The 15,469-nt window shown below is 63.5% G+C and carries 12 protein-coding genes and 1 pseudogene; 7 read left to right on the top strand and 6 right to left on the bottom strand.

The features are described from left to right. Nucleotides 1-111: 111 nt before the first annotated feature. Both serS and AC3WOG_RS04765 read right to left on the bottom strand, forming a co-directional pair. Nucleotides 112-1,407 (bottom strand): serine--tRNA ligase, encoded by a 1,296-nt coding sequence (gene serS, locus AC3WOG_RS04770; protein ID WP_492576915.1) that lies wholly within the window; start codon nucleotides 1,405-1,407, stop codon nucleotides 112-114. A gap of 135 nt (nucleotides 1,408-1,542) precedes the next feature. Further along, complete coding sequence (locus AC3WOG_RS04765; protein WP_492576914.1) at nucleotides 1,543-2,856, bottom strand: replication-associated recombination protein A; 1,314 nt, start codon at nucleotides 2,854-2,856, stop codon at nucleotides 1,543-1,545. Between the two features lie 223 nt (nucleotides 2,857-3,079). Here AC3WOG_RS04765 and cytX point away from each other — a divergent pair, with 223 nt between their 5' ends. Further along, entirely contained in the window at nucleotides 3,080-4,396 is a 1,317-nt protein-coding gene (gene cytX / locus AC3WOG_RS04760; protein ID WP_492576913.1) for a putative hydroxymethylpyrimidine transporter CytX, read from the top strand. Nucleotides 4,397-4,475: 79 nt separating this feature from the next. Here cytX and speB read toward each other — a convergent pair whose 3' ends face one another. Next, the gene (speB, locus tag AC3WOG_RS04755; RefSeq protein WP_492576912.1) at nucleotides 4,476-5,465 is read right to left on the bottom strand and encodes an agmatinase; all 990 of its coding nucleotides are present in this window, start codon (nucleotides 5,463-5,465) and stop codon (nucleotides 4,476-4,478) included. Nucleotides 5,466-5,634: 169 nt separating this feature from the next. On the opposite strand from speB, the gene AC3WOG_RS04750 reads away from it, so the two are divergent. Then, complete coding sequence (locus AC3WOG_RS04750; RefSeq protein WP_492576911.1) at nucleotides 5,635-6,555, top strand: LysR family transcriptional regulator; 921 nt, start codon at nucleotides 5,635-5,637, stop codon at nucleotides 6,553-6,555. 86 nt (nucleotides 6,556-6,641) lie between these two features. Here the strand turns inward: AC3WOG_RS04750 and lolA are convergent, their stop codons facing one another. Further along, a complete protein-coding gene (gene lolA, locus AC3WOG_RS04745) occupies nucleotides 6,642-7,385 on the bottom strand; it encodes an outer membrane lipoprotein chaperone LolA (protein ID WP_492576910.1) in 744 nt (247 codons plus the stop codon). Between the two features lie 177 nt (nucleotides 7,386-7,562). After that, nucleotides 7,563-9,878 carry a DNA translocase FtsK gene (locus AC3WOG_RS04740; RefSeq protein ID WP_492576909.1) on the bottom strand — a complete coding sequence of 772 codons (2,316 nt, stop codon included), beginning with the start codon at nucleotides 9,876-9,878 and terminating at the stop codon, nucleotides 7,563-7,565. Between the two features lie 343 nt (nucleotides 9,879-10,221). Between AC3WOG_RS04740 and trxB the strand changes: the two genes are divergently transcribed. The 3 genes from trxB to AC3WOG_RS04725 all read left to right on the top strand — a co-directional run bounded on the left by trxB (nucleotide 10,222) and on the right by AC3WOG_RS04725 (nucleotide 12,832). Next, entirely contained in the window at nucleotides 10,222-11,220 is a 999-nt protein-coding gene (gene trxB, locus AC3WOG_RS04735; protein WP_492576908.1) for a thioredoxin-disulfide reductase, read from the top strand. Nucleotides 11,221-11,439: 219 nt separating this feature from the next. Then, complete coding sequence (locus tag AC3WOG_RS04730; protein ID WP_492576907.1) at nucleotides 11,440-12,198, top strand: Smr/MutS family protein; 759 nt, start codon at nucleotides 11,440-11,442, stop codon at nucleotides 12,196-12,198. Nucleotides 12,199-12,211: 13 nt separating this feature from the next. After that, nucleotides 12,212-12,832, top strand: coding sequence for a trimeric intracellular cation channel family protein (locus AC3WOG_RS04725; protein ID WP_492579720.1), 621 nt, complete (start codon nucleotides 12,212-12,214; stop codon nucleotides 12,830-12,832). Nucleotides 12,833-12,971: 139 nt separating this feature from the next. Here AC3WOG_RS04725 and AC3WOG_RS04720 read toward each other — a convergent pair. Further along, nucleotides 12,972-13,328: pseudogene (locus AC3WOG_RS04720) on the bottom strand (flagellar cap protein FliD N-terminal domain-containing protein); the annotation flags it as partial. 341 nt (nucleotides 13,329-13,669) lie between these two features. On the opposite strand from AC3WOG_RS04720, the gene AC3WOG_RS04715 reads away from it, so the two are divergent. Both AC3WOG_RS04715 and AC3WOG_RS04710 read left to right on the top strand, forming a co-directional pair. Further along, nucleotides 13,670-14,329, top strand: coding sequence for a glutathione S-transferase family protein (locus AC3WOG_RS04715; protein ID WP_492576906.1), 660 nt, complete (start codon nucleotides 13,670-13,672; stop codon nucleotides 14,327-14,329). 151 nt (nucleotides 14,330-14,480) lie between these two features. Next, on the top strand, nucleotides 14,481-15,401 hold the full coding sequence (locus AC3WOG_RS04710; protein WP_492576905.1) for a LysR family transcriptional regulator: 921 nt from the start codon (nucleotides 14,481-14,483) through the stop codon (nucleotides 15,399-15,401). Nucleotides 15,402-15,469: the final 68 nt, after the last annotated feature.

The raw sequence follows: 15,469 nt of genomic DNA, 5'->3' as shown, positions 1-15,469 counted from the left end.
GGGTCGTTGCTTGGGAGAGAAAGATTATAGAACAGTTGAATTCGCTTTCCAAGCCCCTCTGACAAAAAATCTTCAAAGAAGCCCATCAATCGAACCGCTGCGGCGACAGCATCAAGCCGCCGCCACTTCCAGCCGTTCCACGCCACCCAGATAAGGCCGCAGCACCGCCGGCACCGTCACCGAGCCATCCGCATTCTGGAAGTTCTCCAGCACGGCCACCAGCGTCCGACCAACAGCCAGACCCGAGCCGTTCAGCGTATGCACCAGCTCCGGCTTGCCTTGCGCATTGCGATAACGCGCTTGCATCCGGCGCGCCTGGAACGACTCCGTATTCGAGCAGCTCGAAATCTCGCGATACGTGTTCTGCGCCGGCAACCACACCTCGAGGTCATAGGTCTTCGTCGCCGAGAAACCCATGTCGCCCGTGCACAGCGTAATCACGCGGTACGGCAACTCCAGCTTCTGCAAGATCGTCTCCGCGTGGCCGACCATCTGCTCCAGCGCGTCATACGACGTTTCCGGCGCGACGATCTGCACCATCTCGACCTTGTCGAACTGGTGCTGACGGATCATGCCGCGCGTGTCGCGCCCGTACGAGCCCGCTTCCGAGCGGAAACACGGCGAATGCGCGGTCAGCTTGATCGGCAGCGCGTTTCCTTCGACGATGCTGTCGCGCACCGTGTTCGTCAGCGAAATTTCCGACGTCGAAATCAGATACTGCGTGACCGTATTCTCGCCACCACCCTTCTCGACTCGGAACATGTCGTCGGCGAATTTCGGTAGTTGGCCGGTGCCGTACAGAATCTCCGGATTCACGATGTACGGCGTGTAAATTTCGGTGTAGCCGTGCTGCTGCGTATGCGTGTCGATCATGAACTGCGCGAGCGCGCGATGCAGCCGCGCAATCTGTCCGCGCAGCATCGTGAAGCGCGCGCCCGAGAGCTTCGCGCCGGTCTCGAAGTCGAGGCCCAGCGGCGTGCCGACGTCGACATGATCCTTCACCTCGAAGTCGAACTGACGCGGCGTGCCCCAGCGGCGCACTTCGACGTTGTCGGCCTCGTCCTTGCCCGCCGGCACGCTTTCGTGCGGCAGATTCGGCACGCCGAGCAGCAGGTCGGACAGACGCTTCTGGATATCGTCCAGCCTGGCCGCCGACGCCTTCATCTCGTCGCCGATGCCGCCCACGTCGGCCATCACTGCCGAGGTGTCCTCGCCCCGCCCTTTCATCGCGCCGATCTGCTTCGACAGGCTGTTGCGGCGCGCCTGCATCTCTTCGGTACGGGTCTGGGTGTCGCGGCGTTCCGCTTCGAGCGCGGTGAACGCCGCCACGTCGAGGGTATAGCCGCGGTCGGCGAGGCGCTTCGCGACGCCGTCGAGGTCTTTGCGCAGCAGCTGGATGTCGAGCATTGGATGGGGCGGGTGTTCGTTGTATGAAGGTGGGATTTTAGCGCACCGGCGCGCGCGGCCGGTGCGTTAGATAGTCAAGGCGTGCAGAATGCCGCTGCGGCCATGGAACGCGCCGCGCAAACACTCACCCCTCGCTCAGCCCTTTTTAGGCTTGTTCTCGCTGCGCCACTGCGCATCCAGGTCGGCGAGGCGCGCCATCTTGTCGCCGATCTTGCCTTCGAGCCCGCGCGGCGTCGGCTCGTACCAATGTGGATCGCGCATGTTGTCCGGCAAATAAGTTTCACCGGCCGCATACGCATCGGGTTCGTCGTGCGCGTAGCGATATTCGTGACCGTAGCCGAGTTCCTTCATCAGCTTGGTCGGCGCATTACGCAGATGCACTGGCACACCGCGCGACTGGTCTTTGCTCACGAACCGCCGCGCCTCGTTGTACGCGTTGTATCCGGCATTCGACTTCGGCGCGACCGCGAGGTAGATGATCGCCTGCGCCAGCGCCAGTTCGCCTTCCGGCGTGCCCAGGCGCTCGTAAGTTTCTGCCGCGTCGAGCGCGATACGGGCCGCGCGCGGGTCGGCAAGGCCCACGTCTTCCCACGCCATTCGCACGATGCGTCGCGCGAGATAACGCGGGTCCGCGCCGCCGTCGAGCATCCGGCAGAACCAGTACAGCGCGCCGTCAGGGCTGCTGCCGCGCACCGATTTATGCAGCGCGCTGATCTGATCGTAGAATGCGTCGCCGCCTTTGTCGAAGCGGCGCAGATTCTCGGCGAGCGCGCTACCGAGCAAGGCGCCGTCGATCTCGGTGCTCTTTTGCTGCGCAGCCGCGCGCGCGACGATTTCGAGGTTGTTCAGCAGCTTGCGGCCGTCGCCGTCGGCGGAACCGATCAGTGCGTCGCGCGCTTCATCGGTGAACGTGAGGCCGCCGAGTTCTTTCTGCGCGCGGTCGAGCAATTCGCGCTGCTCTTCGTCGGTGAGGCTTTTCAGCACGTAGACGGCGGCTCGCGAGAGCAACGCGCTATTCACTTCGAACGACGGATTCTCGGTCGTCGCGCCGACGAACACGAACAGCCCCGACTCGACGTGCGGCAAGAATGCATCTTGCTGGCTCTTGTTGAAGCGATGCACTTCGTCGACGAACACCAGCGTCTGATGCCCGTTCGCGCGATGGATCTGCGCGGTCTCGACGGCCTCGCGGATATCCTTCACGCCCGAGAGCACCGCCGACAACGCGATGAACTCGGCATGAAAGGCGTCGGCCATCAGCCGCGCGAGCGTGGTCTTGCCGACGCCGGGCGGGCCCCAGAGGATCATCGAATGGGCTTCGCCGGATTCGAAGGCGACCCGCAACGGCTTGTTCGGACCGAGCAGGTGCGTCTGGCCGATCACTTCGTCGATATTGCGGGGCCGCAGGCGTTCGGCGAGCGGAACATTGGCACGGGTTTCTTCAAACATGACGTTTTGGGGATAATCTCGGCTTTTCCGGACGCGGTCCGTATGAAGGCGGCGGGCTGCCGGGTGAGCCGTGCCGGCACGCGGGTGTGCGGGCAACGTCCTGCATTATGACAGTGACGGCGCCCGAGCGACGGCCACGCAGCGTGTCGTACAAATTCAGGCAGCAAGGCTTGAGCAAAAAATCGGCGACACGTTGAGCAACACCAACAAGGGACAACATTAGATGGCACAAGATCCACTCGCCGGCGACGCCGGTTCCACCTACGCACCGCTCACGCCGGTGCCCGACGCGCGTCGCGCATTCCGCACCGGCGACGCGTTCGCGCTCTGGTTTTCGCTCGGCATCGGCCTGCTGGTCGCGCAAGCGGGCGCGCTGCTGGTGCCGGGCCTGTCGCTGCCGCATGCGTTGCTGGCGATCGTGATCGGCAGTGCGATCGGTGTCGTGTTGCTGGCGCTGGTCGGCGTGATCGGCACGGACACGGGGCTCGCGGCGATGTCGTCGCTACGGCCGACGCTCGGCGTGCGCGGCGCATCGGTGCCGGCCGTGCTGAACGCGGTGCAACTGGTCGGCTGGGGCTCGTTCGAAGTCATCGTGATGCGCGATTCTGCCGACGCGCTCGCCAGCCAGGCATTCGGTTTCTCGATGCCGCTGATCTGGACGATAGTCTTCGGTTTCCTCGCGACGCTGCTGGCGATCAGCGGCCCGCTGTCGTTCGTGCGGCGCTTTCTGCGCACGTGGGGCATCTGGCTCTTGCTGGCGGGCGCCGCGTGGCTCTCGTGGAATCTGCTGGCCAGGCACGATCTGGCCGCGCTGATGCGCCGGCCGGGCACCGGCGAGATGTCGTTCGGCGGCGCGATCGATCTGGTGGTCGCGATGCCGCTGTCGTGGCTGCCGCTGATCGCCGACTACACGCGCTTCGGCCGACGCCCCGGCGAAACTTTCCGCGGCACGCTGCTCGGCTATGGCATCGCCAACATCTGGTTTTACGCGCTCGGCGCAATCTACGGCCTCGCGGCGGGCGGCGGCGATGCGCTGCTTACGGGCGCACTTGCGCAAGCGGGCGGTGGCTTGGCGCTGCTGCTGGTCCTGATCGACGAAGTCGACAACGCGTTCGCCGATATCCACTCGGCCGCGGTTTCGACCGGCACATTCTGGACGCCCGGCAGCGTGCCGTTATTGTCCGCGGCGTTCGGTGCGTTGTGCACAGCGATCGCGCTGCTGGTGCCGATGGCGAAGTATCAGAACTTCCTGCTGCTGATCGGCTCGGTGTTCGCGCCGTTGTTCGGTGTGGTGCTGGTGGATCACTTCATCGTGCGCAAGCGTCGTATCGAGGCCGCGGTGCTCGCCGATCTGCGTGGCCGTTACGGCTACTCGGGCGGCTGGCATCTGAGCGCGTTCATCGCGTGGGCGATCGGAATCGCCGCGTATCAGGTAATCAATCAATGGCTGCCGAATCTCGGTGCGACGTTGCCGGCGCTGGCGATCGGCGCGGTGTGTTATCTGGCGTTCGTATCGGCCCGGAAAACGGCGTACGCGTAAGCGCTGAAATCGCTGCACCAAACAAAAAAGGCCCGCAAATGCAGGCCTTTTCTTCTCACGCGTGACCAGGCGCGTCAGTTCAACGCTTGGACGCCCGATACTCGACACCCGGCAACACGCACAACAATTCGAACGCGAGATTCGCACCGAGCAACGCGGTCGTGCCGAACGGATCGTACGGCGGCGCCACCTCGACCAGGTCGCAGCCGACGATGTTCAGCCCATGCGAGCCGCGAATGATTTCCAGCGCCTGCGGCACCGTCAAGCCCGCGATTTCCGGCGTGCCCGTACCCGGCGCGAAAGCCGGATCGATGCCGTCGATATCGAAGGTGATGTACACCGGAGCGTCGCCCATCCGTTCGCGCACGCGCGCCATCAACGGCACGAGCGACTGGTTCCAGCACGCCTCGGCCTGCACCACCTCGAAGCCCTGATCGCGGCACCAGTCGAAATCTTCCGCAGCGTAACCGGTGCCGCGCAGACCGATTTGCACGACGCGGTCGCAATCCAGCAAACCCTCTTCGACCGCGCGGCGAAACGGCGTGCCGTGCGCGATCTTCTCGCCCATCATCGTGTCGTTGACGTCGGCGTGCGCGTCGACGTGAATCAGGCCGACCTTGCCGTGCTTGCGATGAATCGCGCGCAGGATCGGCAGCGCAATCGTATGGTCGCCGCCCAGCGTGATCGGCTTGCAGCCGTGCTGGAGAATTTCGTCGTACGCGGTTTCGATGCGCCTGATCGAATCGTGCAGGTTGTACGGATTGATCGCGACGTCGCCGAGATCGGCCACGCGCAGCGAATCGAACGGCGCGGCGCGGGTCGCCATGTTGTACGGGCGCAGCAGCACGGATTCGCTGCGGATCTGGCGCGGCCCGAAGCGCGCGCCGGTGCGGTTCGAGGTGCCGAGATCGAACGGCACGCCGACGAAACAGGCGTCGAACCCTTCGGCCGAGCCGACGTTCGGCAGCCGCATCATCGTCGCGATGCCGCCGCAGCGGGGCATCGCGTTGCCGGACAGCGGCTGCGGCCGTTCACCGGCTTCTGGGGAAATGAAAGAAGAAGTATTCATCGTGGCTCGGCAATGAAAAGGGACAGTCAGCAAATACGTGCAACCGGCCGATGGGATCAATAAAAAAGCGCACCTTGCCGGGCGAATCTCGATTCTTGAGCAGTTTTGTCCAAGTTAAAATACAAACAGAATAAACTTAACATCGATCCCCGACGATGTATCCTGCCGTATGTTCTCCCAACTCACCGATCTCGACCTGCGCCTGATCCGCGTATTCCTTGCCATCGTCGACGCCGGCGGCGTCTCGCCGGCCCAGGCGACGCTCAACGTCGGCCAGTCGACCATCAGCACGCAACTCGCCACGCTGGAAACGCGCCTCGGCTACCGGCTGTGCGAACGCGGCCGCTGCGGCTTCAGCCTGAGCGCGCGCGGCGAGCAGTTCATCGACGCGGCCCGCGCACTGTTGTCCGCTGTCGATACCTTCGGCATGCAGGCGCGCAATGTCGGCCGCAAGCTGGTCGGCACGCTCGATATCGGCATGATCGGTCATACACCCGTATCGGCAAGCGCGCGCATCAGCGACGCGATCGGCCGGTTTCGCGCGCGCGATCAATCGGTGCGGTTTTCGATTCTGGTGCGCTCGCCGGGCGAACTGGAAGAACTGCTGCTCAATGGCCGGATTCAGATCGGCATCGGCTATTTCTGGCATCGCGTGCCGTCGCTCGAATACACGGAAGTGTTCGCCGAAGATCAATTCGCGTATTGCGCGAAAGGGCATCCTTTGTTCGCGCAGGCGGGCGAGGTGCCGCCCGCCGAAGCCGCGCAACATGAATGGGCGTGGCGCAGTTACCCGTTGCCCGAAGCCGAAAGCTCGACTACGCCGCGGAACGTGACCGCCGTCGCCGACAACATGGAAGCGGTCGCGATGCTGGTGCTGTCGGGGCATCACCTCGGCTATTTGCCGGGGCATTTCGCCGCGCCGTTCGTCGAACAAGGTCTGCTCGCCGCTTTGAATCCAGCGCTGATGCGTTACCGGGTCGCGTTTCATATGGTCACGCGGGCGCGGCAGCATCGTACGGATATCGTCGAAGCGTTTATCGACGATATGAAGGCCGCGCATCCGATGCAGGTTCTGGAAGTGGATGAGTAACGGTTCTGCACGGCACACACGCCGCTAATAAAAAAGCCGCGCATTGAATGCGCGGCTTTTTTCCATTGCGTGGTGAGATGTGCGGCTTACCCGTTGATCACATCCGCGCCCTTCGGCACCACGAACTTGAATGCGTCAGCCGGCAGCGGCGGGTTCTTTTGAATGTTCGAGAACGTCAGCAGCGTCACGTTGCCGAACACGTCGTGCAACTCCATCGCCTCGAGATTACCGTCCTTAAAGCCGATACCGACGCGCTGAAACTGGGTGTCTTTCGCCTTCGGCGTCAGTTCGAGCCAGTCGATGCCGGCCTTCACGCCCGCGTCGTGCAGCGTGAAGTTCTTCTCGAGATCGTTGCTGCCGAACAGGATCGCCGCCGGACTCGCGCCGAGCGCGCCGCCGAGGCTGCGCACCGTCACCTGATTCAGGTCCTTGTCGTATACATAGAGCTTGTCGCCGTCTGCTTGCAGCAGTTGTGCATACGGCTTCTCATACGCCCAGATGAACTTGCCCGGGCGCGCGAACGTGAACGTGCCGCTCGAGGTGCCGCTTTTGCCGCCACCCGTCGACAGCACACCGCTCGCACCGCTTGCGCCCTGCTGCGCCTTGCTCGGCGCGCGCACTTCCTGCTGCACGAAGGTACCGCGGGCCGAGTGGACTTGCGCGACGAACGCCTTCAGTTGCTCGGTGCCGCTCGCAAATGCCTGCGACGCCATCAGCATCGACGCGCCGATCGCCACACTGCCGACGCTACGTACGATGGTACGGGCGAGTTGGCCGAAGCAGGTGGAATGAGCGCTTTGTCGAGCGGTTTTCTGCACGAGTTGCCGCATATAGTTATCTCCCTGAATTGAATTCGTTGGCGAGCCGGCGGCCGATGAACCGGCGGCCGGCGATCCGGTGGCCGGCGGCGGCCATGACGGCGAGCCTGAAGCACGAGCCCTTGAGTAACAAGCTTAAGCAACGCGCCTTAAACGAGGCTTATTCCGCCTGGGTTCATTCCGCCGGCTTTATTCCGCTTCGCGCGCCGGCGCAAGAATCTCGCGGTTGCCGTTCGACGACATCGCCGACACCACGCCCGAGTTCTCCATCTGCTCGAGCAAACGCGCGGCGCGGTTATAGCCGATGCGCAGATGCCGCTGCACCAGCGAGATCGACGCGCGGCGGTTCTTCAGCACCACGTCGACCGCCTGGTCGTATAAGGGGTCCGACTCGCCGTCGCCTGAGCCGGTTCCCCCGGCGCCGGCGGAGCCTTCATCGCCCTCGCCCGTCACGCCGCCTTCGAGGATGCCCTCGATATAGTTCGGCTCGCCCTGCTCCTTGAGCTTATCGACGACGCGGTGCACTTCCTCGTCCGACACGAACGCGCCGTGCACGCGCACCGGCAAGCCGCTGCCCGGCGGCAGATACAGCATGTCGCCCATGCCGAGCAGCGATTCCGCGCCTTGCTGGTCGAGAATCGTGCGCGAGTCGATCTTCGACGACACCTGGAAGGCCATCCGCGTCGGCACGTTGGCCTTGATCAGGCCGGTGATCACGTCGACCGACGGCCGCTGCGTCGCCAGAATCAAATGGATGCCGGCCGCGCGCGCCTTCTGCGCGATCCGCGCGATCAGCTCTTCGACCTTCTTGCCGACCACCATCATCAGGTCGGCGAGTTCATCGATCACGACGACGATGTTCGGCAGGCGCGTCAGCGGTTCCGGATCGTCCGGCGTCAGGCTGAACGGATTCGGCAGCTTCTCATCACGCCTGGCGGCTTCGTCGATCTTGTTGTTGTAACCGGCGAGGTTACGCACGCCCAGCTTGCTCATCAGCTTGTAGCGGCGCTCCATTTCGGCCACCGCCCAGTTCAGCGCGTGACCGGCCTGGCGCATGTCCGTGACCACCGGACACAGCAGATGGGGAATGCCCTCGTAGACGCTCATTTCGAGCATCTTCGGATCGATCAGGATCATGCGGACCTGGTCGGCGCTCGCCTTGTAGAGCAGCGACAGGATCATTGCGTTGATACCCACCGACTTGCCCGAGCCGGTCGTACCGGCCACCAGCAAGTGCGGCATCTTCGCGAGGTCGGCGCAGACCGGCTTGCCGCCGATGTCTTTGCCGAGGCCCATGGTCAGCGGCGAAGCGGCATCCGCGTACACCGCCGAGCCGAGAATCTCCGAGAGGCTCACGGTCTGACGGCGCTGGTTCGGCAACTCCAGCGCCATGAAATTCTTGCCCGGAATCGTTTCGACCACGCGAATCGATACCAGCGAGAGCGAGCGCGCCAGGTCCTTCGCCAGACCGACGATCTGGCTGCCCTTCACGCCCGTAGCCGGCTCGATTTCATAACGCGTGACGACCGGACCAGGATACGCGGCGACCACGCTCACTTCCACGCCGAAGTCCTTGAGCTTCTTCTCGATCAGCCGCGAGGTGAATTCGAGCGTGTCGGCGGAAATGGTTTCCTGGGCGGCCGGCGCCGCGTCGAGCAGCGAGATCGGCGGCAAGGTGGAGTCGCCCGGCAGGTCGGTGAACAGCGGCACCTGCCGTTCTTTCTCGACGCGCTCCGACTTGGCCGGCGTGACGACCGGCGGCACGATCATGACCGGCTCGTGTTCCTCGATCCGCACGCGGCCCTTTTCGACCTTGCCTTCACGCTTGACCGCGGCGGCTTCGCCCAATTTACGGTCGCGGCCCGCTTCGCGGCGCAGCTTGGCGAACGTGAGCGCCGAAATGATCGATTCGCCGACCTTTTCCGACACCGACAGCCACGAAAAACGGAAATATAGCGACAAACCGATACCCAGCACGATCAGCAGCGCCAGGGTGCCGCCCGTGAAGCCCAGCGCATGCGACACCCCGCGCGCCACCGCCTCGCCGATCACGCCGCCCGGCGCGCGCGGCAACTGCACTTTCAGCGACCACATGCGCAGCGCTTCGATGCCGTCGCAGGCGAGCAACACCAGTACGAACGCGAACGCGTCCGCGAGCCAGCCGGCGTCGCGCGGCGCGTCTTCCTGAAGGTCCTCGTTGCGGGTGATGCGGCGGTAGTTGGCGGAGATATGGCGGCCGAGCAGCACGATCCACCAGTAAGCGGACAGCCCGAACAGCAGCAGCAGGATGTCCGAGGTCCACGCGCCGACGCGGCCCGCCCAGTTGGCGATGTGGTCGACCTGCGCGGCGTGCGTCCAGCTCGGGTCGCGCCGGCTGTAGCTGACGAGCGCCATCAGCAGGAACACGCCGAGCGCCACCTGCAAGATCCAGCGGATTTCGGTGAAAAGGCGCGACATGCGGTGCGGCAATGCCTGCGCGCTCGCGGAATAGGGAGCTTTTGCCATTGATCCTGTTGCGTGTGGGGCCAATTCGCGGCCGGAGCGGCGCCCAGCGCGGCTTCGGCCCGGTCCCGGCTGCCGGGTCCTTCGATCCGGCCTATTGTAAACGCAGTGTCCGATGCAAGGCTGTAAATGACGGTAACTTGGCCGATTAGCCGGGCGAAGACCCTTCCGGTGTGCCTGAGGTGTGTCTGAAGGATGCCCCAAGGCTATCGCGGCGATCAGAAAGCTTCATGGAGCAGGCCGGCGTGCCGGCCTTTATAATGCCGCTCTGATACCCATCTACAGTTTCAGCTCAAGTCGCGCGGCCTCGCAAGGGCGAGCCGGGCGCCGTATAAGGATTTCAATCATGTCCGCATCTTCCACGAAACACGCCAAGGTTTTGATTCTCGGTTCCGGTCCCGCCGGCTATACGGCTGCGGTCTACGCGGCGCGCGCCAACCTTGCGCCGGTGCTCATCACGGGTCTGGCCCAAGGCGGCCAGCTGATGACCACGACCGACGTCGAAAACTGGCCGGCCGACGCCAACGGCGTGCAGGGCCCGGAACTGATGACGCGCTTTCTGGAGCACGCCGAGCGCTTCAATACCGAAGTCATCTTCGACCATATCCATACGGCCAAGCTGGATGAGAAGCCGATCCGCCTGATCGGCGATTCGGGCGAATACACCTGCGACTCGCTGATCATCTCGACCGGCGCGTCGGCACAGTATCTCGGCCTGCCGTCCGAAGAAGCGTTCATGGGCAAAGGCGTGTCGGCTTGCGCCACCTGCGACGGCTTCTTCTACAAGCAACAACATGTGGCCGTGATCGGCGGCGGCAATACCGCGGTCGAGGAAGCCCTCTATCTTTCCGGCATCGCCAAAAAGGTGACCGTGATCCATCGCCGCGACAAGTTCCGCGCCGAGCCGATCCTGATCGACCGTCTGCTCGCGAAGGAAAAAGAAGGCGTCGTCGAAATCAAGTGGAACCACACGCTCGACGAAGTGACCGGCGATCAATCCGGCGTGACCGGCCTGCGCATCAAGCACACGCAAACCGGCGAAACCACGGATATCGCGTTGCAGGGCCTGTTCGTCGCGATCGGCCACAAGCCGAACACGGACATTTTCGCAGGCCAGCTGGAGATGAAGAACGGCTACATCATCACCAAGGGCGGTCTGAACGGCTTTGCAACGGCCACCAGCGTGCCGGGCGTGTTCGCCGCGGGCGACGTGCAGGATCACGTCTATCGTCAGGCGATTACCAGCGCGGGCACCGGTTGTATGGCCGCGCTCGACGCGCAACGCTATCTGGAAACCATCGAAGAGATTGGCGAGCACGTGATGAGCGCGGAAGCCGAGCGCTGATCCGCAACCTCATCTGCAACAATAAGCGCGACGGTAAAATGGCGGCGGGCGTGGCCCGGCCGCTTGCTGTATCGAGGGCCGCGGCTGACAAGCCAGCGGCCTTTTTTGCGTCCTTTGTGTCTTGCTGCCTGAACGATGCACAGCGCGATGCACCGCAACGCGGTTCGACGCCGGTGCGGCGTCGCGCGATCGATCTACTTTTCTGCGTGTATTACCGATATGCCGAAGAATCAGCCTCATCCGAGCGAACCGAAACGCCCACGTGCCGCTGCCAAGCCCGCGCCCGAGACGGTTGCGCCCGCGGTCAAACCGAAGCTCGACCCGGCCGCGGGTCTCGCCGGGCTCGGCGCGCTGCGCGACGCGTTGAAGGGCGATACGCAACGGCGCGAGCGCGAACGCGCGGCAGCCGCGGCGGCCCAACGCGAAGCCTCAGCGGATGCCAACCTGTTTCGCCGCGAGATCGGCGCAGTGGCGCCGTTAGCCGCGCCGCCGCGCGCTACCCTGCCGCGCAATCCACCGTCGCCGGTGCCGGTTCAAACCAGACTCGATGAAGAAGCCGTACTGCACGAGGCGATCTCCGATGAGTTCGATCCCGAGGTGCTGCTCGAAACCGACGAGACGCTGTCTTATTGCCGGCCCGGCGTAAGTCAGGAAGTCGTGCGAAAACTGCGGCGCGGCGATTGGATCGTGCAGGCGCAAATCGATCTGCATGGCATGCGGCGCGAAGAAGCGCGCGAGGCGCTGGCCGAGTTCATTCGCGAATCGGTGAAGCGCGGCTTGCGCTGTTTGCGCGTGATTCACGGCAAGGGCCTGGGGTCGATCGGTAAAGAGCCTGTGCTGAAGGGCAAAGTGCGGGCGTGGCTCGTGCAGAAAGCCGAGGTGATCGCGTTCTGCCAGGCGCGCCCTCACGACGGCGGCGCGGGCGCGGTGGTCGTGCTGTTGCAGCCGGGCGCGACGCCGGCTCACGCCAAGTCCTGACGGAGCCCCGGTGATCCATCCGAGGCTCACGCTAGCGCTGACCGTCATGGAGGCGCTGGCCCTTTTCGCGTACGCGATTTCCGGTTTTATCGAAGCACGAACCCGCCGGCTCGATGCGGTGGGGACTTTTCTGGTGGCGATCGCCACGGCCTTCGGTGGTGGGACGTTGCGCGATGTGCTGCTGGAGCGGCGGCCTTTTTATTGGGTCGAGCATCAGGCCTATCTGATCGCGATCTTTGTGATGTCGCTGTTTGCGCCGATGCTGTTGAGGATGACTTCGCGGTTGCTGTCTGAACGTGTGTTGCTCGTTGCCGATGCGGTGGGACTTGGGTTGTTTAGCATCTCAGGCACGTCGATCGCGCACGACGCGCAGATGCCGTGGTTCACGTCCGTGATGATGGGAGTGCTGACCGGCGTATTCGGCGGCGTGATCCGCGATGTGCTCTGCAACGAAGTGCCGTTGATTTTGCGCGACTCACGGCCGTACGCGACGTGCGCCTTTGTGGGCTGCTGGCTGTACGTGCTGCTGGATTACGCGAACGTCGATACGGTTTATAGCGTGTTGATCGCCACCGCCTTCATCCTGCTTGCAAGACTCGTGACATTCAAGTTCAACGTTCGCTTGCCACATTAGCCGCGCGCCACCCGGGACCGGGCGACGCGCCGTCGATCCGTCTTACTTGTTGGTGGCCAGCGCCCCTGCGCTCTTCGCGCCACCGAACAGCGCCGTCAGGTATTGCGAGTTGTTGTTCATCCTCGCCATCAGCGTGTTGAGCGCCGGAGCCCGCTTTCGGGTCCATGCCTTTGCCGCTCGCCGTGGCCGCGAAGGTCGACAGCGTAGTCCCGTCCGACAGATTCTTTAAAGCCGCCTGCAAGGCACTCAACGCGGAAGTCAGCGCGCCGTACGCCGACAAGGTGGTGTTGTCGTTCGTCTGTTTTGTCTTCAGCGCCGCCGCCTGGCCTGCCGTCTTCGCATTCACGAGGGCTGCCACCAGCGTCGACACGTCCATCGACGAGTTGCCCGTCGAACCGCTGATAATCGATTGCGCCGCCTGCTGCACCTGGCTCTGCGCGTTAGCGGTCGCGCTACTCACAGAAGACACGGAAGACGTGGATGAGATCGTTGACATGCAAAGGCCCCGTGCGTCGAATTATTCGTGAGTGACTCAATGACGCCCCGGCGGTATTTCGATTGAGCCAGCTATCCGGTCACGTCGGCGTCGCTTACAAAGTTTTCAAATGTTACTCTATCTTTTTTCAACGTTTTGTGACGTTTTGTCGTAACAAATAGCGGCGTATAGCGTTCTGTGTCTCCAGATAATGATCGAAATCAGACTCATCGCCGTCCGTCCCCGAATTGCCCTGCGCGGCTGTCGATTTTCGTCGCCGTCATTCGTCGTCAGGTAAACGGCCCCGAGCCGTCGTCGCGCCACAGCGCCCTTCGCCGTTAAGCAAGCCATAGGTGACCACGATGCCCCTGAAGCTTTATGCCCACCCTTTCTCCTCGTACTGCCAGAAGGTCCTGACCGCGCTCTACGAAAACGGCACGCCGTTCGAATTGCGCCTGTTGTCGCACACCGACCCGCAGGTCATGGCGGAATTCGCCGCGCTCTGGCCGATCAAGCGCTTTCCCGTTCTGGTGGACGGCAGCCGTACGGTGATGGAGGCGAGCATCATCATCGAGTACCTCGGCTTGCATCATCCCGGGCCCGTGCCGCTCTTGCCGGCCGACGCCCGTGCCGCGCTGGAGGTCCGCAGCATGGATCGCTTCTTCGACAACTACATCTCGACGCCGCAGCAAAAGATCGTCGCCGACAGTCTGCGGCCCGAGCCGGAGCGTGACCCGCGCGGCGTCGCCGAAGCACGCGCGATGCTCGACACCGCCTACGGCTGGCTCGACAAAGTCATGGCAGAGCGCGAATGGGCGGCCGGCGGCACGTTCAGTCTCGCCGACTGCGGCGCCGCGCCCTTCCTGTTTTATGCCGACTGGACGCATCGCATCGGCCCAGCGTTCCCGCACGTGCTCGCCTACCGGCGACGACTGCTGGCGCGGCCGTCATTTGCGCGCGCCGTCGACGAAGCGCGCCCGTATCGCCCGCTGTTCCCGCTCGGCGCGCCCGACCGGGATTGACCGCACCGGCGCCCCGACGAGGCAAACGACCAGGCAAACGCACAGGCAGACCCGCTTGCGCACCGGCCACACTCATTGCGCCAAAAATATTTCCAACCTATACACTTCACTTCGAAACCCACCTTCCGCCCATCACCAACAAGGCACCTATATGGACCGTTTCGAAGCGATGGAGATATTTACGCGTGTGGTCGAAGCGAACAGCTTCACCAAAGTATCCGAATCGCTCGACCTGCCCCGCGCCAAAGTCAGCCGCACCATTCAGGCGCTGGAAGAACACGTCGGCGTGCGACTGCTGAACCGCTCGACGCGGCAGGTCAGCGTTACCGAAGACGGCGCGCTGTTCTACGAGCGATGCGTGCGCATCCTCGCCGAGGTCACCGACGCCGAATCCTCGCTTTCGAACAAACGCGAACATCCGGCCGGCACGATCCGCGTCGATACGTCCGGCACGCTCGCCCGCGTGCTGCTGCTTCCCGCGCTCGACGATTTCTACCGGCAATACCCGGAGATCGACGTGCGGCTCGGGCTAGCCGATCGCAACATCGACTTGATTCAGGACGGCGTGGACTGTGTGATCCGGATGGGTACGCCGGAAGAGTCGAGCCTCGTCGCGCGGCGCATCGGCAACGCGCGGATTGTCACCTGCGCGTCGCCTGCCTATCTGGACAAATACGGTACGCCGACCACCTTGGAAGAGCTCAGTGAACATCGCGCGGTCAACTACATTTCCGCGCGCAGCGGCAAGACCTTCCCGTTCGAGTATCAAGTCGACGGCGAGCTCGTCAAGGTCACGATGAAAAGTGTGCTGGCCGTGAATGACGGTACGGTCTACATGTGCGCGGGCGCGCTCGGACACGGCATCATCCAGCCGTCGCGCTTCATGGTCGCCGACCTGATCGAACAAGGCGCATTGCGGGAGATACTCACGGCGTACACGAGTCCGCCCACGCCGCTTTCGGTTCTCTACGCGCATCGCCGCAATCTGAGTTCACGGCTGCGCGTGTTCATCGATTGGGTGACTGAACTGGCGCGCAACAATCCGGACCTGCGTACCGCCGACGAGCAATAGCCAACCAAAGAAAAAGCCCCACACGTCTCACAACGCATGGGGCTTTTCCAAACCGGACCGCCTGGCTC

Source organism: Paraburkholderia sp. FW306-02-B, assembly GCF_058782725.1.
The sequence above is the reverse complement of the archived record's forward strand: the minus strand, read 5'-3'. Positions and strand labels throughout refer to the sequence as shown.